The sequence below is a fragment of the Amycolatopsis sp. NPDC051903 genome (assembly GCF_044452505.1).
GTDB lineage: Bacteria > Actinomycetota > Actinomycetes > Mycobacteriales > Pseudonocardiaceae > Amycolatopsis.
The window spans coordinates 91,204-113,449 of sequence record NZ_JBITBT010000030.1; the positions used below are offsets into that span (position 1 = coordinate 91,204).

23 protein-coding genes are annotated in these 22,246 nt (G+C 67.8%); 6 read left to right on the forward strand and 17 right to left on the reverse strand.

Going from position 1 to position 22,246, the window contains the following annotated elements:
* Positions 1 to 12: 12 nt before the first annotated feature.
* The gene (locus ACIA77_RS39230) at positions 13 to 444 is read right to left on the reverse strand and encodes a DUF5709 domain-containing protein (RefSeq protein ID WP_395891197.1); all 432 of its coding nucleotides are present in this window, start codon (positions 442 to 444) and stop codon (positions 13 to 15) included.
* A 115-nt stretch (positions 445 to 559) separates the two neighbouring features.
* Positions 560 to 1,102: a TetR family transcriptional regulator C-terminal domain-containing protein gene (locus ACIA77_RS39235; protein ID WP_395891198.1), complete on the reverse strand. Its 543-nt coding sequence runs from the start codon at positions 1,100 to 1,102 to the stop codon at positions 560 to 562.
* A gap of 298 nt (positions 1,103 to 1,400) precedes the next feature.
* On the opposite strand from ACIA77_RS39235, the gene ACIA77_RS39240 reads away from it, so the two are divergent.
* Positions 1,401 to 2,342: an NADP-dependent oxidoreductase gene (locus ACIA77_RS39240; RefSeq protein WP_395891225.1), complete on the forward strand. Its 942-nt coding sequence runs from the start codon at positions 1,401 to 1,403 to the stop codon at positions 2,340 to 2,342.
* Positions 2,343 to 2,426: 84 nt separating this feature from the next.
* On the opposite strand, the gene ACIA77_RS39245 is transcribed toward ACIA77_RS39240, so the two are convergent.
* The 5 genes from ACIA77_RS39245 to ACIA77_RS39265 all read right to left on the reverse strand — a co-directional run bounded on the left by ACIA77_RS39245 (position 2,427) and on the right by ACIA77_RS39265 (position 9,299).
* Positions 2,427 to 5,252: an ATP-binding protein gene (locus tag ACIA77_RS39245; RefSeq protein ID WP_395891199.1), complete on the reverse strand. Its 2,826-nt coding sequence runs from the start codon at positions 5,250 to 5,252 to the stop codon at positions 2,427 to 2,429.
* A 216-nt stretch (positions 5,253 to 5,468) separates the two neighbouring features.
* Complete coding sequence (locus tag ACIA77_RS39250; RefSeq protein WP_395891200.1) at positions 5,469 to 6,167, reverse strand: FAD-binding oxidoreductase; 699 nt, start codon at positions 6,165 to 6,167, stop codon at positions 5,469 to 5,471.
* On the reverse strand, positions 6,167 to 6,775 hold the full coding sequence (locus ACIA77_RS39255; RefSeq protein WP_395891201.1) for a sulfite oxidase-like oxidoreductase: 609 nt from the start codon (positions 6,773 to 6,775) through the stop codon (positions 6,167 to 6,169). The genes ACIA77_RS39250 and ACIA77_RS39255 overlap by 1 nt, the downstream gene beginning before the upstream one ends.
* Before the next feature lie 97 nt (positions 6,776 to 6,872).
* A complete protein-coding gene (locus tag ACIA77_RS39260; RefSeq protein ID WP_395891202.1) occupies positions 6,873 to 7,520 on the reverse strand; it encodes a sigma-70 family RNA polymerase sigma factor in 648 nt (215 codons plus the stop codon).
* Between the two features lie 1,005 nt (positions 7,521 to 8,525).
* The gene (locus ACIA77_RS39265) at positions 8,526 to 9,299 is read right to left on the reverse strand and encodes an SDR family NAD(P)-dependent oxidoreductase (protein ID WP_395891203.1); all 774 of its coding nucleotides are present in this window, start codon (positions 9,297 to 9,299) and stop codon (positions 8,526 to 8,528) included.
* A 434-nt stretch (positions 9,300 to 9,733) separates the two neighbouring features.
* On the opposite strand from ACIA77_RS39265, the gene ACIA77_RS39270 reads away from it, so the two are divergent.
* The gene (locus ACIA77_RS39270) at positions 9,734 to 10,018 is read left to right on the forward strand and encodes a hypothetical protein (protein WP_395891204.1); all 285 of its coding nucleotides are present in this window, start codon (positions 9,734 to 9,736) and stop codon (positions 10,016 to 10,018) included.
* Positions 10,019 to 10,079: 61 nt separating this feature from the next.
* Positions 10,080 to 10,520 carry a nuclear transport factor 2 family protein gene (locus tag ACIA77_RS39275; RefSeq protein ID WP_395891205.1) on the forward strand — a complete coding sequence of 147 codons (441 nt, stop codon included), beginning with the start codon at positions 10,080 to 10,082 and terminating at the stop codon, positions 10,518 to 10,520.
* A gap of 61 nt (positions 10,521 to 10,581) precedes the next feature.
* On the opposite strand, the gene ACIA77_RS39280 is transcribed toward ACIA77_RS39275, so the two are convergent.
* The 8 genes from ACIA77_RS39280 to ACIA77_RS39315 all read right to left on the reverse strand — a co-directional run bounded on the left by ACIA77_RS39280 (position 10,582) and on the right by ACIA77_RS39315 (position 16,299).
* Entirely contained in the window at positions 10,582 to 10,992 is a 411-nt protein-coding gene (locus ACIA77_RS39280) for a hypothetical protein (protein ID WP_395891206.1), read from the reverse strand.
* Positions 10,993 to 11,243: 251 nt separating this feature from the next.
* Entirely contained in the window at positions 11,244 to 12,710 is a 1,467-nt protein-coding gene (locus ACIA77_RS39285) for a DHA2 family efflux MFS transporter permease subunit (RefSeq protein ID WP_395891207.1), read from the reverse strand.
* A gap of 76 nt (positions 12,711 to 12,786) precedes the next feature.
* On the reverse strand, positions 12,787 to 13,659 hold the full coding sequence (locus ACIA77_RS39290; protein ID WP_395891208.1) for an aldo/keto reductase: 873 nt from the start codon (positions 13,657 to 13,659) through the stop codon (positions 12,787 to 12,789).
* Positions 13,660 to 13,701: 42 nt separating this feature from the next.
* A complete protein-coding gene (locus ACIA77_RS39295; RefSeq protein ID WP_395891209.1) occupies positions 13,702 to 14,280 on the reverse strand; it encodes a GNAT family N-acetyltransferase in 579 nt (192 codons plus the stop codon).
* An 86-nt stretch (positions 14,281 to 14,366) separates the two neighbouring features.
* A complete protein-coding gene (locus ACIA77_RS39300; protein ID WP_395891210.1) occupies positions 14,367 to 14,750 on the reverse strand; it encodes a GNAT family N-acetyltransferase in 384 nt (127 codons plus the stop codon).
* Positions 14,751 to 14,761: 11 nt separating this feature from the next.
* On the reverse strand, positions 14,762 to 14,851 hold the full coding sequence (locus ACIA77_RS39305; protein WP_395891212.1) for an Ada metal-binding domain-containing protein: 90 nt from the start codon (positions 14,849 to 14,851) through the stop codon (positions 14,762 to 14,764).
* A gap of 27 nt (positions 14,852 to 14,878) precedes the next feature.
* Positions 14,879 to 15,382, reverse strand: coding sequence for a hypothetical protein (locus ACIA77_RS39310; protein ID WP_395891213.1), 504 nt, complete (start codon positions 15,380 to 15,382; stop codon positions 14,879 to 14,881).
* Between the two features lie 413 nt (positions 15,383 to 15,795).
* On the reverse strand, positions 15,796 to 16,299 hold the full coding sequence (locus ACIA77_RS39315; protein WP_395891214.1) for a DsbA family protein: 504 nt from the start codon (positions 16,297 to 16,299) through the stop codon (positions 15,796 to 15,798).
* A gap of 135 nt (positions 16,300 to 16,434) precedes the next feature.
* Between ACIA77_RS39315 and nhaA the strand changes: the two genes are divergently transcribed.
* The 3 genes from nhaA to ACIA77_RS39330 all read left to right on the forward strand — a co-directional run bounded on the left by nhaA (position 16,435) and on the right by ACIA77_RS39330 (position 19,262).
* Positions 16,435 to 17,847, forward strand: a complete 1,413-nt coding sequence (gene nhaA / locus ACIA77_RS39320) for a Na+/H+ antiporter NhaA (protein ID WP_395891215.1) — start codon at positions 16,435 to 16,437, stop codon at positions 17,845 to 17,847.
* 111 nt (positions 17,848 to 17,958) lie between these two features.
* Entirely contained in the window at positions 17,959 to 18,549 is a 591-nt protein-coding gene (locus ACIA77_RS39325; RefSeq protein WP_395891216.1) for a uracil-DNA glycosylase family protein, read from the forward strand.
* An 86-nt stretch (positions 18,550 to 18,635) separates the two neighbouring features.
* On the forward strand, positions 18,636 to 19,262 hold the full coding sequence (locus ACIA77_RS39330) for a TetR/AcrR family transcriptional regulator (protein ID WP_395891217.1): 627 nt from the start codon (positions 18,636 to 18,638) through the stop codon (positions 19,260 to 19,262).
* 108 nt (positions 19,263 to 19,370) lie between these two features.
* Here ACIA77_RS39330 and ctaD read toward each other — a convergent pair whose 3' ends face one another.
* Both ctaD and ACIA77_RS39340 read right to left on the reverse strand, forming a co-directional pair.
* Positions 19,371 to 21,143, reverse strand: coding sequence for a cytochrome c oxidase subunit I (ctaD, locus tag ACIA77_RS39335; RefSeq protein WP_395891218.1), 1,773 nt, complete (start codon positions 21,141 to 21,143; stop codon positions 19,371 to 19,373).
* A 248-nt stretch (positions 21,144 to 21,391) separates the two neighbouring features.
* Positions 21,392 to 22,246, reverse strand: an 855-nt coding sequence (locus ACIA77_RS39340) for a TetR/AcrR family transcriptional regulator (protein WP_395891219.1), incomplete at its 5' end; no start/stop codon positions are given.

Consider the following 22,246-nt stretch of genomic DNA (forward strand, 5'->3'; position numbering starts at 1 on the left):
GGCCGGCTCAGGCTATTCGGCGACGATGTGAACGGCCGCCTCCTCCGCGGACGCGGCGGCGCCGTCCACTCCGGCGTCCGACGCGAACAGATAGGGGTAGACCGGGTCTGCCTCGTCGTCTTCGATCAGCCGTCCGGCGCGCACAACGCCGACCTGGTCGTCGTAGAGCTCGCCGTCCGTGTCCGATGCGTCGCCCAGGCCGTCGCCCTCGGGATCGCCGGTGACATCGGGGAGTTCGCGCGCGAGGCGGTGCCCCAGGTCCTCGTGCCCGGCGGCCTCGCGGGCCGTGGTACCCCAATCGAACACGGCGATCGGTCGTTCGACCGGGGAGTAGCCCTCGTCGAGGACGTCCTCGACGTTCCGTTCGTCGAGGCTCTCGTCGGGTTCCAAGACACCGGAGTCGATGTCCACGCCGCCGTCGTACTCGTCAGCGTCGTCGCTCACGTCCAACCTCCTTGGGTAGTCGACGATGTGCGGCGGGGCAGCGCGGATTCTTACGGCTCTCGCGCAGAGCCGTAAGCTGCCCGCCACCCCGCACAGGAGAGGACTATAGCGTCCATCATTGTGCGTAGGAGCGGACCTGGCCCAGCGCCATGTCGAGCGTCGCGCGCAACCGCTCGGCGTCCTGGGTGGTGTGCGCCAGCAGGTAACCTCCTTGCAGGGCAGCGATGAGGCCGGTGGCGAGAACCTCGGGGTCCGCGGAGCGGTCGAGGTCACCGGCGGCCTGGAGCCGGGACAAAGCCGAGGCCAGCAACCCTTTCCACTGGGAGAACGCCGCGGTGAGGGCGTGGCGGCCACGGTCGTGCCGATGGGCGAGGTAGATCAGCGAGCCGAGCGGGCAGTTGCTCTCCGGGGTGTACGGCTCGAGCAGCCGTGACCGCCAGTGTTCCAGATCGGCGAGGCGCTGGACCGCGTCCAAGCTGGGGTACTGCGCGCGCAACACGACGTCGAGTTGAGTCTCCACGATCGCCTCCACGATCGCGTCCGGGTCCGGGAACAGCTCCTCGAACTCGGCCCGAGTCACGTGAGCGGCGACGTGAATGCGCGCCGGGGTGAGCGAGCCGACACCTTCTCGCAGGAGGAGCGCGGTTGCCGCTGCCACGATGCGTGCCCGAGGCCCCGGCTCCGAAGTGTTGCGACGTGGGCAGGGCCCGTCGTTCCGGTCGGCCGTCATGGGGGGAACAGTAGCCGCACCCGATCCGGCCACGAACCTCCGCCCCGACCATACATGGACTAGAAAGTCCGTTTCTCACTGACCAGAGGAAGGGTGCGGGCCATCGGTGTCTTTGGCTCAGTGGCACCTGATGACCCCGGGCTGGCGAGCACCGTGCGCGGGCACCATAATGGACGATGTCGTCCACCGAGTGCGACGGCGCGAACTGCTGGTGAGAGGGATTCACATGAAAGCGATCGTGGTGACGGACGAGGCCGCGGGTCGGGCTGGGATGAGGCTGGCGGAGCGGCCCGATCCGGACGCGGCGAAGCTCGCCGACCTCTCGGGCGCGAACTACGGCGATGTCGTCGTCGAGGTTCACGCGTCGGGTTTCACCTGGGATGAGCTGTCGTGGCCCTCGACTTGGGTGGATCGGCTCGGTCGTGACCGGACGCCGTCGATTCCCGGGCACGAGGTGGCCGGTGTGGTCACCGCACTCAGCTACGGCGCGGCGGGGCTGGCCGTGGGGCAGCGGGTGTTCGGCCTCACGGACTGGACTCGCGATGGCACGTTGGCGGAGTACGTCGTCGTCGAGGCGCGCAACCTCGCGCCGCTGCCGGGGGACGTCGACTTCACGTCGGGCGCGGGCCTGGTGATGTCAGGCCTGACCGCGTGGCAGGGCCTGTTCGAGCACGGCCGGCTGCAAGCGGGCCAGAGCGTCCTCGTGCACGGTGCGGCCGGCGTCGTCGGATCGATGGCTGCCCAGCTCGCGCGCGAAGCCGGCGCCTACGTCATCGGCACCGGGCGCGCCGCCGGCCGTCAGGCGGCGCTCGACTTCGGCGCGCAGGAGTTCCTCGACCTCGAGCACGACACCCTGGAAGACCTCGGTGGCGTCGATCTCGTCTTCGATGTTTTCGGCGGGGACATCGCGAACCGATCCGCGGGTCTGGTTCGAGCCGGAGGAACGCTGGTGAGCGTCGCCGGCCCGCCGGAAGCGCGGCCTGCCGAAGGCCGCACGATCGACTTCGTCGTCGTGCCCGATCGCACCCAGCTGGGCGAGGTCGTCCAGCGGATGCGGGACGGACGGGTGCGGACGAACATCGGCACCGTCGCGACCCTCGACGACGCCGTCGCCGCCTTCAACCCGACCGAACGGGTCAAGGGCAAGACGATCATCCGCGTTCGGTAGCGGCTCGGGGGCTGCGGAACCGCGCACTATCCCTTCGGACAACCAGAATTCGCCCGCGCGCCAGGGAACCGCCGCAACGGGTCGTCATGAGACCCGCGGATCCGCCGAGTCCCGCTGTGTCCCTGGGAGTCTGCTCGCGAGCGGATCCGCGAGCGCGGCCTTCAGCTTCCTCCTCGAGGCGATGCCGAGCTTGCCGAAGATCTTGCCCATGTGCCATTCGACCGTTCGTGGACTGAGGAACAGCTGCGCGGCGATGTCGGAGTTGGTGTGTCCTTCGGCCGCCAGCTGGGCGATGGTGATTTCCCGCCCGGTCAGCTGTTCCGCCGGCGACGCCTTGGGTGCTGCGACGATTTCCCCGCCGGCGACGAGCTCGCGGCGGGCGCGTTCGGCGAACCCGTCGGCGCGCACGCGCCGGAACGTGTCGTAGGCGCGCCTCAGCTGGTTGGCTGCGTCGTCACGACGGCGTTCCCGGTGCAGCCATTCGCCGTAGAGCAACTGGGCCCTCGCTCGCAGCACGTCGACTTCGCTGCGCTCGAGGTGCTCGATGGCGGTGCGGTACAGCTCGTCGGCCTCGGCTCCTCCGGCCAGCAACGCGCGCGAGCGCGCCGCGACGCCGAGTGCCAATTCGGTCCCCGCCGCGTCGGCGCGGCCGACCAGCTCCCGCATCGCGTCGAGCGCGATCCGGGTCTCGCCGCAGCGAGCGGCGGCCTCGACGCGTTCCAGGAGCGCGTAGCCGTACATGCCGAGGTCGTCGTGCTCGACGGCCCAGTCGGTGGCGGCCAGCGCCTCGCGGTACTGCCCGAGACTGTTGTGCAGCACGGCGGCCGCGTACTGCACGATCGGGATCACGAAGCCCTCACCGCGTGCGGTGGCGCTCTGCAGGCTCGTGCGCACGAGCTGCAGCGTCCGCGCCTCCTGCCCGCGGTAGGCCGCGAGCACTGGCTCGATGTACAGCGGCGGCGGCGCACCGGTGACTTGAGTGATGGCATCGGATTCTTCGAGCAGGGCAGCGGCTTCGTCGAACCGGCCGGTGTGCACGCACACGCCCGCGCGGTTGGCCAGCGCGACCGGCAGCAACCTCAGCACGCCCTGTTCCCGCAGAATCCGCACCTGCCGGGCCGCCAGGTCGTCCCACGACTGCTGGTCCCACAGGTCCAGCGCGATCCGGCTGATGACCCCGTACCCGCGCAGCCCGGCGGTACCGGAGGCGGAATCACGCCGGAACTGCCGGACGGCGCGGATGAGCCCGGGGGCCGCGGCCGCGTAGCCGGTGGTGAACCGCAGCACGAGGCCGTCGAGCAGCAGGTCGACTGCCCGGGGCGGAGAGGGGGCCCGCGGGGCTGACCGCACGGCGCGGGCGATCCCGGCCGGGGCGCTGTCCTGCGTCCACACGAGGCGACCGGCGAAGACCGACGCCGCCATCGCCTCGAGGTAGGTCTCGCGCGACAGCAAGGGGTCGAGTTCCCGCAGGTGTTCTGCCGCTGACAGCAGCAAGGCCGGCGCGTCGCGGCCCCGGTTAAGGGAGAACGTGATCTGCGCGCGAAGGAGCTCGATCTGGGCCTGCCGCATGAGTTCCGGCGGCGCCGCCTGCGCCTGGGCGAGAAGTTCGAGTGCCGCGTCCGGAGCTCCGGCGTCGAGCTTCGCGCGCGCCGCAGCCAGAGCACGGCACGCGCGCTCGACGGGGTCCGGGGTCAGCTCGGTCGCATCGGCCAGGAACGCCGACGCCGCGGCAACTCCGCCGCGCGCCCGTGCGCGCTCCGCCATCCGTTCCAGCTCGGCCGCGATGGCCTCATCGGGACTCGTCGCCGCCTGACCGCGTTGCCAGGCGCGGTGCTCCGCGTCGGCCCCGGGATCGAGGGCATCGGCGAGCGCCTCGTGCACGCGCCGGCGGTCGGTGCTGCCGCCCGACTCGTAGACGGCGGACCGGATCAGCGGGTGGCGGAACCGCACCCGGCGCCCGATCGTGATCAGCTCCGCCGTTTCCGCCGGTTTCGCCGCCGACTCAGGTACACCGAGCAGTTCGGCGGCACGCCAGAGCACGGCCGCCTCCCCCACCGGGTCGGCGGCAGCGATGAGCAGCAGCAGCCGGGTGTCCGCCGGCAAAGCGGACACCCGGGCGGCGAAACTGCGTTCGATGCGTCGCGCCAACGGCCTTCGGTGGCCACCCGGCCTGAAGCCTCCGGCGAACGCGGGCAGGTTCGCCGCCCGCGGCAGTTCTCGCAGAGCCAACGGGTTGCCGCGCGCTTCAGCGAGGATGCACTCGCGCACCCGTTCGTCCATCAGGCCGGGCATCGTCGTCGTCAGCAGTGCCCGGGCAGCCCTGTCGCCGAGTCCGGCCAGGACCAGCTCCGGCAGCCGCTCGAGGCACGCCGAATCCGCGTTCTGCTCGCCCTCGCGGACCACGAAGACCATCGCGACGGGATCCGCGCGCAGCCGGCGCGCGACGATCGACAGCGTCCGCATCGACGCGCTGTCGAGCCACTGCGCGTCGTCGATCACGCACACCAGAGGTTGCTCGGCGGCAGCCTCGGCCAGCAACGTCAACACCGCCAAGCCCACGACGAACAGGTCCGGCGGACTCCCCTCCGTCAGCCCGAACGCGGTGGTCAGCGCCGAGCGTTGGGGAGCAGGCAGGCGGCCGAGCAAGTCCAGCCGCGGCGCGCACACCTGGTGCACGCCGGAGAAGGCCAGCTCCGCCTCCGATTCGGCGCCGGACACGTGGACGACCTGCAGATCACCGGCTTCGGCGACCGCGCGTTTGAGCAACGCGGTCTTGCCGACCCCCGCCTCCCCACGAACGACCAGCACCGCGCTGTGTCCCTGCCGCAGCTCGCCGAGCACCGCGCCCAGCACCTCTAGCTCACGGTGCCGGCCGAACAGGACCGGAGCGGGATCGGCACCGCCGTTCACCGCATCCCCCGCCGGCCGAAGCCGTGGCACAACGTCGGCCGGGCCTCGCTGTTTCCGCTGCCGCAGAAATCCCCCCGGGGTAGAAGCGGCGGTCCTCCTTCTACCGGGACACATCGTGTACTTGGCACCCGCATGGTGGTGGTGAATCGCACCCTTGGTCACTATCGGCGAACGGGCAGGTCTCTTCAGGGCTTGCTACGCGCGGCAACGCCAGGCTCAGCTTGTCGGACCCCACCGGCTGACGCGGATCCGCTTCGCCTCGACTCCGGCATCGAGCAGCGACTTGGTGGCCCCGTCGCAAAAGCCCGCCGAACCGCAGACGTAGACCTCGCGATCCGGCCCGACGAGCGGGCGGAGGTCGTCAGCCGTGAGACGCCCCACGGGCCGGGAGCTGTGCGTCGGAGCTTCGCGCGTGTAGACGACGGTGGTCTCGGGACCGGGGAGTTCGTCCGCGTAGTACAGCTCAGCGGGCGAGCGGACGGACACGAACAGCCGCATCAGGTCAGCGGAGTTCCCGCGACGGGCAAGCCGCAGCATGGACATGAGCGGGACCACGCCCGAGCCTCCGGCAACCCCCAGGATCGGCGTGACACCGTCCCAGGAGAAGAACCTGCCGATCGGGCCGCGGACCTGCAGGACGTCGCCGACTTCGACCACGTTGTGCAGAAACCCCGACACCTCGCCGTCCGGCAGCATCTCGACCGTGAGCTCGATGTCGTCTCCGCCGGGGGCACTGGCCACGGAATAGTCGCGCTGCGCGTGGTAGCCGTCCGGGGCGGTCAGCCGGACGACGTAGAACTGGCCGGCCCGGTGGGTCCGGGGCTCGGCGAGCCGGAGCCGGAAGGTCTTCGCGTGTGCCGTCTCCGGGCCGATCTCAGTCACGACGCCGGTCTGCCAGGTTGACACGGCGGCCATCAGTCCCCCTGGTAACGCTGTTCGAGCCACGGGTCACCGTGGTCGTGGTAGCCGTTTCGCTCCCAGAAGCCCTGCTCGTCCTCGGCCATGAACTTCAGCCCGGACACCCATTTGGCGCTCTTCCAGAAGTACAGGTGCGGCACCAGCAGCCGGGCCGGGCCACCGTGGATGGCATCCAGGGGTGAGCCGTTGACGTCCCACACCACCCACGCCCGGCCGTCGACCACGTCCTCGATCGGCAGATTGGTCGTGTAGCCGGTGTGCGAGCGCGCCATCACGTACGCCGCGTCGTCGCTCAGCCCGGTGAGTTCGAGCAGGGTGTCGACGGAGACCCCGTCGAACGTCATGCCGAACTTCGACCACGTCGTGACGCAGTGGATGGCGCCTTCGTACCGATCCGGTTCGAGTGCGTGGATCTCGTCCCAGGTCCAGCTGGTCGGCTTGTCGACGAGGCCGTCGACGGTGAAGGACCAGTCCTCGGTGTCGATCGACGGAGTCGCTTCCACGTGCAGGACCGGCCATTCGTCACCCGCGTCGTATTGACCTGGTGGTAGCCGAGGATCCCGGCTGGAGGGCTGGCGCCCGGTGAAGCCTCTTGTGATCACCAAAGCTGTTCGCCTTTCTTGTTCGGCTGCGGAGCGCGTGAGCGATCCTGGAGCTTATGGACTATAACGTCCAGAAGGCAAGCCACTGGACGCCGGTCGGTCAGGTGATGAAGTCGTTTTCCACCAGGTAGGTGCGGATGTTGCGGCGGGCGTCGAACATGGTCTTGTAGATGGCGTTGCGATTGGTGTCCAGTCGTGCCGCCAGTGCGTCCATGGGAACGTTGTCGATGGCGACGGCGACGAAGACTTTTCGCTGGTGTTCGGTCAGCACGTTCTCGATGGCGTGGGTGAGAGCGGCTCGGAGTTCGACGGCTTGCGCCTGGTGGAGCGGTTCGTCACCGACGGCCGCGGGTGCGCGGTCCGTCTCGTCCTGGTCGAGGGACACCCGGTGGTCGCGCCAGAAGTGCCGGCCGACCTTCGTCGACACCTCGAAGATGACGAACTTGAAGGCCCAGGTCTTGAACTGTGCGTCGCCGCGGAAGTCGCCGATCTTGTGGGTGATGCGCATGAGAGCGTCGGCCGCGGCCTGGTGGGCGAGGTCTTCGAGCTCGGGGCCGCTGATCCGCGTGGTCGAAGACCTGCGTGCGGTCTCCCTTCTGGCGATCTTGATGAGCATCGCGTGCAACCTGCGGCAGGCATCCTCGAAGTTCGAGCTGTCGGGGCTCAGTTCTCGGACCCAGGCGGCGGACTCGGGGTCGAAGCTGCGTCCTCGGACCAGGACTCGTCCGCTGATGTCCGATGTGGTCATGTGGGTTGGGGTTTCCGTCCGGTGTCAGCGGTGTGTGCCGTCTGGATGCGGGACGCGCTTCGCGTCATGCCGCCTCACCTTCCTTCGTGAACCGCCTGTATCTGCAACCTCGCGGCGACGCCCTCGTCGCTGCTCGAGAGCACCCGCAAGGACTTGCGCACCACCGCATCGACGGCCATCGGCAACGACGGTCGCCCCTCGGGGCAGGCCGCTGTGATCAGGGACGGCCCGCCGAGTCCGCTGCTACCTTCATAGCCAAAAAGGACCAAAAAGTCCAGACTCTGTTCCAGGGATGACCAGCAGGGTGAACGGTTGTCCCTCGCGCCTGGCCCTTCCGTCCCCCGCGAGGTAGCGCCTGTTGCATCACCACGGCAGTTCGCTTTGTCACGGAATGTCTGCTACGCCCGTTCTGCGATGTATGTCCGCGGGCACTGTGCGCTGTGCGCTACGCCGTTCGAAGTGGCGCTCGGCTGCCGGTGGGCCGGGGCGGCAGGACACCGCACGGACAGTGCGATCGGGCCTCGTGCTCGAGCGGGACACCCCCGGCGACGAGGGCGCGGACCGTCGACGAACAGCCCACGACGACGCGGAACCGGTATCGGGATTCCGAAGTGCGAGCCGCGTTGTGCCGCCAGTGGAGGACCCGGATCGCCCCCGCGCCGAGCTCAGAACAGTCGGTCAGGTCGATGGTGACGATCCCGCGACACACCGACGTCGCGAAGTCGAGTTCGGCACAGAGGCGTTCGACAGCCGAGGGGTCGAGTAGCCGGCCGCTGACGAAGATGGTGATCGAGCCGTCGGAGACCGCGGTCCTCAGATGACTCTCCGGAACCGGGTGGTGAGCGGCGATCGCGTCCGCCGCCACCGTAGAAGGCGCCGGCAGAACCGGTCCGTCCGGACTGGCGTGCTGGCTCACGCGCACGGTGTCCCTCCTCTGTGGATGATCACCTGGTGGCTGCCGCCGGGGATCACCAGAAGTGCGCCTCACTCGGTCAGCTCCTGCGGCTAGTTGCGCCCGGCCATGACGCCGCCGTCGACGTCGACGATGGCGCCGGTCATCCAGCTCGCCTTGTCGGAAAGGAGGAACGACACCATGTTCGCCACGTCTTCCGCGGTGCCGACCCGGCCCAGCGGGTGCATGCTGGCGTAGCTGTTGACGGGATCGTCGAGCTGCTCTTCAGGCACCAGGCGGAAATACGGAGGCGTCTTCACCGACGCCGGCGAGACCGCGTTGACCCGAATGGCGTGCGGCGCCAACTCGATCGCGAGCGCTTTCGTCAGCGAGTGCAGGCCGCCCTTCTGCACGGAGAAGCCGGAGTGCGGCGTCGCCGCGATCCCTTGACGGGCCCACATCGCGCCGATGTTGACGATCGCGCCACCTTTGCCCTCGGCGAGCATCCCGGAGACAACAGTCTGGGTGATGAAGAACATCGCGCGGTTCAGCTCGTTGAACGAGTCGTAGCAGGCCTCGTCATATTCGGTGAACGGTTTCGGCGTGAAAATCCCCGCGCCGTTCACGAGCAGGTTCGCATCGGCGTGCTCGGCGGCAAGCTGCTTTCGAACGTCAGGGATCTGGGCCCGGTCGGTCAACTCCGCCGCGATGCCCCAGGCCTCACCGTGCTGCGACAGCGTTTGCACTGCCTTCTGCAGCTTCTCCGGATTTCGGCCGGTGATCACGGCGCTGCCACCCCCAGCGAGGACCTGTTGCGCCGTTGCGAAACCTATCCCGCTGCTCCCACCGACAACGACAATTTTAGCGCCCTCGAACGCTTCGCCCATGAAAACTCCCCTTCCCCACTCAACGACTGAGGCGCGCCCGCAATAGATGAAAAGCGCAGCGCGCCACAGCATTGCCTTGGCCGGCGAGACAGCCGCGGGTTGCGCGACGGTCCCGAACCCGCACAGCCGATGAGCCCGCACCCGTCGGACAGTTCCCACTCCCCCGCGGACCCGCAACCGAAGTGTGCGCCCCGGCCGCGCACCACACCGTAGCAAGGTGCGGGTTCCAGTCAACTCGGCGTGCGAAGACAACGCACCCGTAGGAATCCCGGGGAAACCAGGCCCGTGGGTCAAATGGGAAACGGATTCGGATCGTCGAGCGACGCGAAACCACTCTTCTCAGCCCGCACAGAGGTAAGACCTGGCACGGTCGCCGCCACCAATCCACCATGAGCTCAGTGAGCAGGTCGGCGAATCCTGTCGATGGCGAACGGGTGACGACGAAGGACCTCGTGGCCGCGTTGACAGCCGGACGGATCGTTTACGACAACGGCGCAGAACAAGTCTTCGACCACAGTGGTGCCACCACCTACGTTGATCGGGGGCACGCCGTGCACGGGGAGTGGTACGTGGACGACGACGGCCGCTTCGCCTTGTTCTGGCCGCCCAGCTACCGCGCTCCCTACGACCTGCAGTGGATCGTCGAAGACGGATCGATCGTCGGCCTGCGCTTCAGCCACCGCGAACACGGCTCACAGTTCTCCGCCCGCTACGCCTGACCTGCAGAATGTGTGCGCTGCTCCTGAACGGTTGCAGTTGCTTCACGGATCGGAGACACCCATGGCCGAAACCAGCACCAACACCTCCCTGGTGAACGACTACTTCCGAGCGATCGAGCGCGGTGACCTCGACGCAGTGCGCGCCAGCTACGCCCCTGATGCCGTGATCTGGCACAACGACGGCGCCGGCGAGCAAGACCTCGAAGCCAACCTCGCCGTCCTCCGCGTGCTCAGCGGCGGCATCCGGGACCTGCACTTCGACGTCTCGCGCCGCGTCGACGTAGGAGACGGGGTCTTTCAGCAGCACGTCCTGCGCGGACAGCTGCCCAACGGTGAGGAGTCCGCGCTCGACACCGTGATGTACCTCGCCGTCACCGGAGGCAAGATCACCCGAATCGAAGAGTACTTCGACGTCGCCACCGTGACCCGCATCATCGCCCTCGCCAAAAACCTCTCCGAAAACGTCGCCGAAAACGTCGCCGAAAACGCTGTGGAGGCCTGAGGCGGGGCTCCTCGACAGCGAGGTCACCCCGATCCCGCCACGTGCCGGCCTCATCCTCGGCCTACGCCGGTAGCCGGCCGATCGACAAGATCTCAGTCCGGCGGCGAAACGCGAGCGCGGCCAGCAGCACTGCCGCGGCTCCCGCGGCCACCTCGAGCGTCACGGAGACCTCGAAGACCCTCGCCACGACCGGCACCCCCGAACGGAGGGCGACACGGAGACTGCCGGGCCCGTCGAGCACGAAGTGCCACAGCACACCCAGGACCAGCGAGCCGGCCGACGAGACGAGAACGAGGCCCGCTCCGTCCCGTGTCGCGGACCGGAAATGGCGCGTGACGCCGATCGCCGGGCCGGCGAGGCCGGACACGACGAGGAACAACTCCTTCAGCACGGGCACCCCTCGGGCGAGCAGCCCCAGCACCACGAAGTCGGCCAGCACCAACGCGCCCTGCACGGCGACCGCGACAGCCATGGCCCGGTCGATCCTCGCAACCAGTCGCGGCAAGCGAAGCACCACTTTGCCGTTCACTGCGTCTGTCAAGGACTTCTCCTCCTGTAGTCCGGAAGGAATGGGAGACAGATCCCCCCGGGCGCGTTGGGAAGACCACGCCACCGTCGTCACTGCACTGCTACCTGCTTGGCGACGAGGCAGTCGCAGCTCTTACCACCGGTTTGCGCGTTTTCGCCACCAAGGTCGAGAGACACAACCCGAATGACTCACCGTCACCGACACAGTGGGTGCAGCAAGGGGTGGGCGAACAAGAGGTGCCGGTCGCACGGAGCGTGGCTGCGGAAACTCGCGGCGGCGAAAGCGCTGGAGACGAACAAGGCAACGGCGCAGATGAGGCAGGTCAGCCGAAAGCCGGGCAGGAACGCGTCGGATCGGGTGTACGAGGCACCGGTGAGCCCGGCGAGCGGCGGAAGCGCCGCGATCCACAACAAGCCGGCGCTGCGCGCGACCGCGTTGTTGACCGCGGACGCGACACCGGCGCGCTTGCCCGGCAGGGACGACAGCGCGACGGCCGTCAAGGGGGTCACCATCGTGGCGGTACCGAGGCCGAACACGCACTCGACCGGGATCACCACACTCCAGTAGCCCGCGTCCGGACTGAGCTGCAACGCCATCAGCGCGGCCACGCCGCACAACGCGGGGCCGACGGTCAGCTGCAGTCCGGGCCCGATCCGCGCCGCGAGTTTGCCACTGGAGCGGGACAAAACGAGGCTGATGATCGTGATCGGCAAGAGAGCGCTGCCGGCTTTGACGGGGCTGTACCCGGAGACGGTCTCCAGTGCGATCGTGAAGATCAGGGAGAACACGCCGAACGCACCGTAGACGATGAAGGTCAGCACGTTGATCGTGACGAACGGCCTGGACTTCAGGTGCGACGACGGCACCATCGGCGATGCCGTGCGCCGTTCGTACCAGACGAACCCCGTCGCCGCCGCACCGGCGACGACCGCGCTCGCCCACGCCCACGGTTCCGCGGGATCCGCCGGTATCGCAGTCAAGGCGTACGTCGCCGCGGCGAACGTCAGGACGGCCAGAGCCGAGCCGCCCCAGTCCATCCTGGACGATTCGTCATCGCGGGTCTCCGGGATGTGGCGCACGCTCACCAGCAGCACGATGACGGCGACCGGCACGTTGATCAGGAAGATCCAGCGCCACGAACTGATCGACAGCAGCCACCCGCCGACGAACGGCGCGAGAACGCCCGCGATTCCGGCGAACCCGGACCAGGTTCCGATCGCCTTCGGCCGGTCATCAGGCGCGATCGTGGCCTGCAGGATGGCCATGCTCGCGGGTGCCATCAACGCGCCGCCGATGCCTTGCAGGATGCGCGCGCCGATGAGACTCCCGACGTCGGGGACGACGGCGCACAGTACCGAGGCGAAGGTGAAAATCGCGACGCCGACGAGAAAGATCCGCCGGCGGCCGTACCGGTCTCCGAGCCCGCCTCCCAGCAGGATGAGCGAGGCGAGGCTGAGCGTGTACCCGGTCACGGTCCACTGCAGCGACGCGAAGTCCGCGCCGAAGTCCCGGCCGATGTCGGGGAGGGCGACGTTCACGACGCTGGAGTCGATACCCGCGATGCTGGAGCCGAGGACGGTCGCGATCAGGATCCGTCGACCTTGGGCAGACCGGAGGGGAAAGCCCACCGGCTTCGGCAGGGCGACCTCTGAACTCGCCACGCTGAGCGTCCTCCACGTACTGACTGCCAGCATTTTCCGAACGAGCTCGCCGAACGCCTTTGCCGGAAGACTCCGATCACGGTTTGGCTGTCAACCGGTTGAGCTCATCGACTTCGACCGCGGTCAGCGGAATGTCCACTGCGGACACGTTGTCGTTCAGGTGTTGGACGCTCAGTGTGCCGGGCGTGGGGAGAATCGCAGGCGAGCGCTTCAAGAGCCAGGCCAGTGCGAGCTGCGCCGGCGTGACGTCACGCCGTCGCGCCATCTCTGCCAGAGGGCCCTCCTGGCTCGCCAGCGCACCGGTCGCCAGCGGAAGCCAGGGGATGAACCCGATGTTGGCCGCTTCCGCGTAGTTCAGCAACGGGTCGGCCGCGCGGTCGATGAGATTGTATTCAGCCTGGACTGTCGCGATCTCCGCGAACTTTCTCGCCTCCTCCAGTTCGCCCAGGGTCACCTCCGCCAATCCGATCTGCCCGATCTTTCCTTCCCGCTGCATATCAGTGAGCAGGCCGATCTGATCAGAAATAGGGGAATTCGGACTGAACCCGTGCAATTGGAACAACGGCACGCGGTTGAGCTTCAGGTACCACAGCCGCGTCTCAATCTGTTTGCGGAGGAACGAGGGCCGCGGTACCGGTTCCCACTGCCCGTCCGGCGAGCGAAGAAGTCCGCCCTTGATCATCAGCAGCAGGTCTTCGGGAAACGGACTCAGTGCCCGCACGATGAGTTCTTCGTAGTCGAACGGTCCCGACGTCTCGGCGATGTCGATGAGATTCACCCCGAGATCGACCGCCGCTCGGAGAACACGGGCCGCTTCGGCGGCGTCTTCCGGATGGCTCCAGACACCGGACTCGCTCATCTGAGCGGTCCCGAGTCCTAGCCGGGTGATCGCGTGGCCGCCGATCGTGAAGGTGCCGCATCGATCGGGAAGGTTTCCAGGCGTGGTCATGTCTCCTCCAAGGTGTTGTGGACGGGCGCCGGCAGGAATCGGTCAGAGGTCAGTGGGTTCGCCCGCCTGTGCGGTGTCCGGCGGAGCCGCGACCGCCGGTACGTCCAGGTCGTACCGGCGCAGCCGGAACACGTCGAGCCTCGTGTCGTAGTACTTTTCGGTTTGCCCGACCCAGTCCATCCCCATCCGCCGCGCAGCCGCCGCCGCGCGCCGGTTCGCCGGACGCGACACGGCGAAGATCTCATCGGCACCGGCGCCGAACGCGTAGTGCGCGAGCGCGTCACCGGCTTCGCCGGCGTACCCGCTCCCCCACCAGCGCCGCGCGATCTGGACACCGATCTCGGAATCGATGTCGTCCGGAGGCAACGGCAACAGGGAAACCGCACCCACGACGCGCCCGGTGGCGAGATCAGTGACCTTCCACCGGCCGAGCGGCGCCTCCAGGGCCGCACCATCGGCGACCCACCCGGAAACCAGGTCCGCCATGGCCGCCAGGTCCGGCACCTGATCCATCGCCGGCGCCAGCCACCGAGCGACCTCCCCGTCACCGAAAATGCCCAGAGCCGCTTCGGCATCGGACATCGTCCACGGAGCCAACTCCACGCGCGCGGTCCGAATCACCGCACCGTCGATATCGACCGAATGCGACCGTTGAACCATCTCCACACTCCCCTGCCTCGCCGTCTACTCAACGTCCGCACGGACCGTCAACTGGCGCGCTCCCGCGGCGCACGATCAGGCACGACCGCACTGCCCGGGAAACGAGCGTCGACCAGCTCCTTGTACTCCGGATGATCAGCGATGTAATCCGCCACGAACGTGCAGTAATTGGTGAGCGTCAACTCCCGCGCCCGCAGATCATCCAACGCGTTCTTCACCAGCCGGGTCGCCACCCCACGCCCACGAAACTCAGGGTCGACAATCGTATGACTGAACGTCACGCGCCGGCCACCGCCCGGGAGTTGATACACGATCATGCCGACAACCTGCCCGTCGATCACCGCGTCATACGAGCCACTGTCGCCGTTTCGCTGCACATCCATTTCGGCATCCACTTGTTTCTCCCAATATTTCTTCGACCAGGCCAGCATGAATTTTTCACTCAGCCGGCGAGGGATGGACGGGTCTGAAACGACACGTTTTCGACATGGGGTGTCCGTGCTCGACACAACGGCCGGCACCTCGTGCGCACGGCGTGGTGGATGACGGCCCTCTCATCTCACGGAGCGCGGGGCGGCAGGGTCGCCGGCATCAGCGAGTGGCTGAACGGCACGGTCAGGTGCCATCGCGAGTCAACCGCTGGTGAACGGGGCACCTCGAACGTCGTGCTCCAGACCATCTCGGTCGCGCTCCCGCCGGAGAAGCTCAACGTCAGCGTGTACGACCGCGCGCCGGCTTCGTCGGGGTGCGAACCGTGGCTCCGGCCGGCGAGGTGAAGAACGTCGGGCATCGAACTCAGCAAGATCGAGTTGATGTGCAGCTCGCACCGCGGTGCTGCCGGGCCTTCTTCCGTGGAACTGGTGGGGCCTTCTGCGTGTTCGTGCGTTGTGGCGAGCATGATTTCGATGTCGCCCAGCACCTGCGCACTGATCGAGAGCTCGAGCGGCAGGAGGTGGTCGAGGTCGCGGAACCCGCTGCCATCGGCGGTGATGACGGCCGAGGCCAGCTTCAGGGGCAGGCCGGTAACCGGCGAACTCGGCGTGAAGCCCAGCTGCTCACTCACCGTGGTAGCCCTTCTTGCGTTCCTACGACGAAGTCCGGTCGTTCAAGCGCCACTGAGTGCGCGCGACGCAGCTTCGTTCCCTGGCGCGCCCATCATGCACCAAAGAGAACTATTTAGTCCAGTCAGGGGTCGACAGGAGGCAAGCGGGGTGTCCCAGGTCATGTCGCCCGCACGTCGGACCATAGACCTGCCGGCGCGATTGTGCAGCTCTTCACTGGTTGCGCCTACGCCCCGACCTGCGGAGGATCGAAACCGGTTCCGGGTTCGTTCGCCCGGGCGTCCTCACGGCGACGATCGGGGCCGCGTCGTCGATCGCTGAGGCGACCGGCCCAGGTACCGAACTGGAAGGTCCACTCTTTGCGTGCTCAGTGAGTGCTGAGCGATCCTGAAGCCGCTTCGGCTGAGGCCCCGGGTCAGGAGGGCAGGCGCACTGCCGATCGGAGCGCTTGGTAGCTGACCCGGCCCCGGTACGCGTGACCGTCGATGAACAGCGTCGGTGTTCCCCGGACGTCCAGTTCGGCACCGGAGGTGTAGTCGGCCACGACGGCCGGGCGGAACCGCTGCACGGCCTCGCCCGTGACGTCGCCGGCCCCGATGCGGGCCGCGTAGGTCCGGAGGTGGACGTCCGTCAGCTTGCTCTGATGGGTGAGCAGCAAGTCGTGCATCTCCCAGAACAACTCACCCGATGCCTCGGCGGCGAGAGCGGCCGTGAGCGCGTACGGGTGAACCGTGAAGATCGGAAAATGACGGAACACCAGGCGGATCGAGCCGTCCGAGCTGTCGATCAGCTTGCGCAACTCGGGCGCCGCCGCAGCGCAGTACGGACACTCGAAATCGCCGTATTCCACCACGGTCACGCGAGCTGACGGATCGCCGTACACGTGCCGGTCCAGGTCGATATCACTCCGTGTCGCCACGTGCGATCCCTCCGTGCCAGGACGGTCCACTCCGGACAGTGTCACCGCAAAACAGCTGTAGAAGTTCCCGGGCTGACGCCCAGTCCGATGGACGGTACACAACCAAGCCGCCGGTACGTCAGGCATACTCGGCCCGTGAAAGTCGACTCGAGCCGATTCAACGAGGGGCTCCTCCCCCGGCTGCCGTCGACGACCCGCCAGATGAACGTGCCGCTGCCGTACGTGTCCGCGGGATTCCGCCGGTTCTTGGCCACCGAAGCCGGCAGCGCCGTCCTGCTCCTCGCCGCAACCGTGGCCGCACTCGTGTGGGCGAACGTGGCCGGGGTCAACTACGACGCGTTCTGGGGAACCCACGCCGGCGTGGAAGTCGGCACCGCACACTTCTCGCTGAACCTTCGTGACTGGGTGAACGACGTTGCCATGGTCGTGTTCTTCGCCGTGGTGGGGCTGGAGATCAGCCGCGAGGTGTCCGTCGGCGAGCTGCACGACGTCCGCTCGATCGTGGTCCCGGCCTGCGGCGCGCTCGGTGGCCTGGCGCTGCCCGCGATCATCTACTTCCTGTTCAACAGTTCCGGCGCCGCCGCGGTCGGCTGGGGCATTCCGATGTCGAGCGACACGGCGTTCCTCATCGGAGTGCTGGCGCTGTTCGGCCCGCGCTGCCCGGACCAGCTGCGGCTGTTCTTGCTCACGCTCGCGATCGGCGACGACATCGGCGCGATCACGGTGATGGCGGTGTTCTACACACACCACGTGTCCGTGCCGGCGCTCGTTGTCGCCGCGGTGCTGATCCTGGCGCTGCTCGGCCTGCGCTGGCTCGGCGTGTGGCGGTTGACGCCCTACCTCGTCGTCGGTGTCGGGTTGTGGGCGGCAGTCGACGCGTCCGGGGTCCACCCGACGCTGGCCGGTGTGCTCATCGGATTGATCGTGCCGGCCGGCGCGGTCGACGGTCACACCCGCGAGCGCCTCCGCCTCTACGGGCGCGCCGTGATCGAGCGCGCGGATGCCGTGCGAGTGCGGCTCGCCACCACCGCGATGAAGGCGACGCTGTCGGCGAACGAACGGCTGCAGGCCATTCTGCACCCGATCAGCGCGTACGTGATCATCCCCGTGTTCGGCCTGGCGAACGCCGGCGTGCAGCTCGACAGCACCACGCTGCGGACGGCGGCGTCCTCCACCGTGACCCTCGGCGTCGCGGTCGGCCTCATCGTCGGCAACACGGTCGGCATCTCGCTCGGGGCGGGAATCGCGCTCCGAACGGGACTGGGCAACCTGCCGGGCCGCGTCCGCTACGGCCACCTCATCGGCGGCGCCATCCTGGCCGGCATCGGCTTCACGATCGCGTTGTTCATCACCGGTCTCGCCTTCACCGACCCCGGCTTGCAGCAGCAGGCCAAGGTGGGTGTTCTCGCCGGTTCGCTCTTTGCGGCGGTCCTCGGGTCCGTCGTGTTGCGCGTCCTCGGCGAACGCCTGCCACTGTGCTCGTTCGACGAGCGGTTCTCGCTCCCGGAACTGCCCGAAGGTCCGTGGCTGGATCCGAGCCTGGCCTAGCCCGACAGCGCTCCCCAGCGCGGCAGCGCTCTCGTCGCCCCCTGCGTCGATGGACCACATAGTCCATCTAAAGTGGTGCCCAGCCTTCCCCGCCGCGAACCAGGAGTGCAGTTGACCAACGTCTTGCGTGCAGTCGTGGACGAGCTGACGTCCGACCCGTCCAACGCGTGGGCACGCGAGCTCGGCTACCGCCCCGTGTGGGCCGGGTCCCCCGCCGCGCGGATCGCGATCATCGGCCAGGCGCCGGGCTGGCGCGCCCAGGAGAGCGGTATCCCGTGGGACGACGCCAGCGGGGTGCGCCTGCGCTCGTGGCTCGGGGTCCGCGACGAGGAGTTCTACGACCCCGCGCTGTTCGCCATCGTGCCAATGGATTTCTACTTCCCCGGCAAGGGAAAGACGGGTGATCTGCCTCCGCGCAAGGATTTCGCGCCACGGTGGCACCCGCGGCTCTTCGCCGCGATGCCCGACATCACTCTCCGCGTGCTCATCGGCGCGTACGCGCAGCGGTTCTACCTCGCGAACCGCGCCAAGGCGAACCTCACCCAGACCGTTCAGTCCTATGGGGAATACCTCCCGGCCGAGTTCCCGCTGGTGCACCCGTCGCCCCTGAACTACGGCTGGCACGCGAAGAACTCCTGGTTCACCGCCGAGGTCGTGCCCGAGCTGGCCCGCCAGGTGTCGATCTCGCTGGGCCGCGGATGAGCTGAGAAGGACGTCTGACCTGGGCTCGGACGGTCGGGTCGCATCATGTGAGGTCGTGCTACGCGCCGGTACGATAGCCTGTCGCGGTGGTGGAACCGGAGAGCACAGTGAAGCCTGTCCGGCTGACGGCGCGCGGCGAGGCGACCCGGGCTCGGATTCTGCGGGCTGCCGTGGACCTCATGACGGTCAAAGGCGTGGCCGCCACCACGCTCGACGATGTCCGCGCGGCGAGCAGTACCAGCAAGTCACAGCTCTACCACCACTACGCCGACAAGGACGCACTGGTCCAGGACGTCATCGAATACCAGGCTCAGGACCTGCTGACCGCGCAGGGCGAACAGCTGCGCCGGCTGAATTCGATCCGCGGGCTCGAGCGCTGGCGCGATGCGATCATCCAGCGGAACGCGCTCCGCAACGGAGCCTATGGCTGCCAGCTCGGCTCGCTCGCGAGTGAGCTTTCCGACCAGAACGAGCGGGCCCGGTCCGCACTGGCCGGCCACTTCGAGACCTGGCTGGGCCTGATCGCGGACGGTCTGCGGCGGATGCGCGACGCGGGCAAATTGCGCCGTGACGCCGACCCCGAACGCCTCGCCATCGGCCTGATGGGGGCCCTCGAAGGCGGATACCTGCTGGCGCAGACGGAGCACGACGTCAAGCCGATGCGCATCGCACTCGACATGGCGATCGACTACATCCGCGGTTTCCAGGCCTGAGGCCTCGGCGACGGTCGCCGGTTCTGTGCCGCCCGTCCGCGTGGCCGGTGACCGCCCGGTCACCGGCCACGCGGACGACAGTCCTTCCACCGGGGGCGGAGCACGAAGCTAGTGCTCGCCTGCGTTGTCCGTGCTGTGGTCGCCGGGCATGGTGGCGTCCACGAGTTTCTGCGACGGCGCCGCGACGTGGCGGGGTTTGCCGAAGAAGCCGATTTCGCCTTCGGTGTGCATGCGTTCGATCATGTGGGGGTAGTGCAGTTCGAACGCGGGGCGTTCGGAGCGGATGCGGGGCAGTTCGGTGAAGTTGTGCCGCGGCGGGGGGCAGGAGGTGGCCCATTCGAGGGAGTTGCCGTAGCCCCAGGGGTCGTCGACGGTGACGATTTCGCCGTAGCGGTAGCTCTTGAACACGTTCCAGATGAACGGCAGCGTGGAGGCGCCCAGGATGTAGGCGCCGATCGTGGAGATCGTGTTCAGGGTGGTGAACCCGTCGGAGGTGAGGTAGTCGGCGTAGCGGCGGGGCATGCCCTCGGCGCCGAGCCAGTGCTGGACGAGGAAGGTGCCGTGGAAACCGATGAACGTGGTCCAGAAGTGCCACTTGCCGAGCTTTTCGTCCATCATCCGGCCGGTGATCTTCGGGAACCAGAAGTAGATGCCGGCGAAGGTCGCGAAGGCGATCGTGCCGTAGAGCACGTAGTGGAAGTGCGCGACCACGAAGTAGCTGTCCGACACGTGGAAGTCGATGGCCGGGGCGGCCAGCAGGACGCCGGTCAGGCCGCCGAGGAGGAACGTGACCAGGAAGCCGACAGCGAAGATCATCGGTGTCTCGAAGGACAGCTGGCCCTTCCACATCGTGCCGATCCAGTTGAAGAACTTCACGCCGGTCGGGACCGCGATCAGGAAGGTCATGAAGGAGAAGAAGGGCAGCAGCACGGCGCCGGTGGCGTAGAGGTGGTGCGCCCACACGGAGACGCTGAGCGCGGCGATCGCGAGGGTCGCGAAGATCAATCCCTTGTACCCGTAGAGGGGTTTGCGGCTGAACACCGGGAAGACCTCGGACACGATCCCGAAGAACGGGAGCGCGATGATGTACACCTCGGGGTGGCCGAAGAACCAGAACAGGTGCTGCCACAGGATCACCCCGCCGTTCGCGGGGTCGAACACGTGCGCGCCCAAGCGGCGATCGGCCTCCAGGCCGAAGAACGCGGCCGTGAGGATCGGGAAAGCGACGAGGATCAGGATGCTGGTGATGAGGATGTTCCAGGTGAAGATGGGCATCCGGTACATTGTCATGCCCGGCGCGCGCAGGCAGACCACGGTGGTGATCATGTTGACCGCACCGAGGATCGTGCCCAGACCGGACACGATGAGGCCGGCGATCCACATGTCCGTGCCAGGGCCTGGAGTGTGGGCGGCCTCGGACAGCGGTGTGTAAGCCGTCCAGCCGAATTCGGCCGCGCCACCCGGCGTCAGGAACCCCGAGACGACGATCAGGCTGCCCGAGAGGTAGAGCCAGTAGGAGAACGCGTTGAGCCGCGGGAACGCGACGTCGGGCGAACCGATCTGCAGCGGCAGCACGAAGTTCGCGAACCCGAACAGGACCGGGGTCGCGTACATCAGCAGCATGATCGTGCCGTGCATCGTGAACAGCTGGTTGTACTGCTCCTGAGACAGGAACTGGAGCCCGGGCCGGGCCAGCTCCGTGCGGATCAGCATCGCCATCGCGCCGCCCATCATGAAGAAGGCGAACGCCGTGACGAGGTACATCACACCGATCTGCTTGTGGTCCGTCGTCCGCATCAACCGAAGCAACGCCGCGCCCTTCGTGGAAGCGCGCGTGGGATAGGGCCGCGTTGCGATCGGGCGAGGCGCGACGGTCCTCATGATTTCCTCCTGCTGGATGCTGGACTGGCTGCTTCTTCGATCCCGGTTCGGAGTGGGGAACCGTTCGACGGCACCGGTCCGGCCTGATCTTTCGTGGAGCACTCACCTTGCCGGACGGCCTTCAGTCCGGACCCGGTTCCTGTCGGCACCGAGCGCGAGCAGTCAGCCGGTCGCACTTCGGCGACCGAACCTTACTGGACTATATGGTCCCAATCAAGTCGCCGCCGAGCGCGAAACCGGGCCCACCGCTAAGTCGTGGTGTTCGCCACGATTGCCGGCCACAGGACGGCCGCCGCGCTCTCCGGGATGTCCTCGGCCACCTCGCCGCGGTAGAACGGCGGGAAGTAGGCGCCGAAGCACAGGGTCGCGATGGTGTGGACGTCGATGCCGTCGCCGACCGCGCGACGTTCCTGCAGCTGCGTCAGCACCTTCTCGACGAACCCGACGCGGGGCTCGACCGCGTGCTTGCGCAGGATCTCGGCCAGCTCGGGCGTGCGGATGGTCTCGCCCGCGAAATCACCCATCAGCACCATGGCGCCGGGGCTGTAGCAGGCGGGGTCGATGCGGCGGATGGCTTCCACGAACGCGGCACGGGGCTCCAGGCCGCTCAGGTCGGCCGTGGACAGGTCGCACTGTTTGCGGAAACCGTAGTCGAGGGCGTCGACGACGAGGTCGAACTTGGTGCGCCACCGCCGATGCAGCGTGCGGCGCGTGACCTTGGCATCGGCCGCGATGTCGCTGATGGTCAGCTCGGCGTAGCCGTCCCGGACCAACCGCTCACGGGTGGCGAGGACGATCGCCTCGTCCAGGGCCGGATCACGCGGCCGGCCGCCAAGATCGGGCTGGTCCGCGTCGCCCGCTGAGCTCGCGGGCTGAGGACACTCGCCGGATTGCCTGCGTGCGCCGGCCATGACCTCCATCTTTCGGACGAGCAGGGTCACGCCGGCCATGCGGAACGTGCGGGCGTGCAGGGCGATCCCCGCAGGTCGAGCTTCGCGACAGACGCGTTGTTGGCCATGGGTTTCTCCTTCGGGTGGTTCGAAAATCGGGAAGTCAGTGGGCGCCGGCGCCGTAGCCGCCGCCGACCAGTTCGGCCGCTTCGT

Coding starts and splice junctions, on each gene's coding strand:
- ACIA77_RS39240 (WP_395891225.1), top strand. CDS start 1,401: ATGAAAGCGATCGTGGTGACGGACGAGGCCGCGGGTCGGGCTGGGATG.
- ACIA77_RS39250 (WP_395891200.1), bottom strand. CDS start 6,167: ATGGCCGCCGTGTCAACCTGGCAGACCGGCGTCGTGACTGAGATCGGC.
- ACIA77_RS39260 (WP_395891202.1), bottom strand. CDS start 7,520: ATGACCACATCGGACATCAGCGGACGAGTCCTGGTCCGAGGACGCAGC.
- ACIA77_RS39265 (WP_395891203.1), bottom strand. CDS start 9,299: ATGGGCGAAGCGTTCGAGGGCGCTAAAATTGTCGTTGTCGGTGGGAGC.
- ACIA77_RS39275 (WP_395891205.1), top strand. CDS start 10,080: ATGGCCGAAACCAGCACCAACACCTCCCTGGTGAACGACTACTTCCGA.
- ACIA77_RS39280 (WP_395891206.1), bottom strand. CDS start 10,992: ATGGCTGTCGCGGTCGCCGTGCAGGGCGCGTTGGTGCTGGCCGACTTC.
- ACIA77_RS39290 (WP_395891208.1), bottom strand. CDS start 13,659: ATGACCACGCCTGGAAACCTTCCCGATCGATGCGGCACCTTCACGATC.
- ACIA77_RS39300 (WP_395891210.1), bottom strand. CDS start 14,750: ATGCTGGCCTGGTCGAAGAAATATTGGGAGAAACAAGTGGATGCCGAA.
- ctaD (WP_395891218.1), bottom strand. CDS start 21,143: ATGAGGACCGTCGCGCCTCGCCCGATCGCAACGCGGCCCTATCCCACG.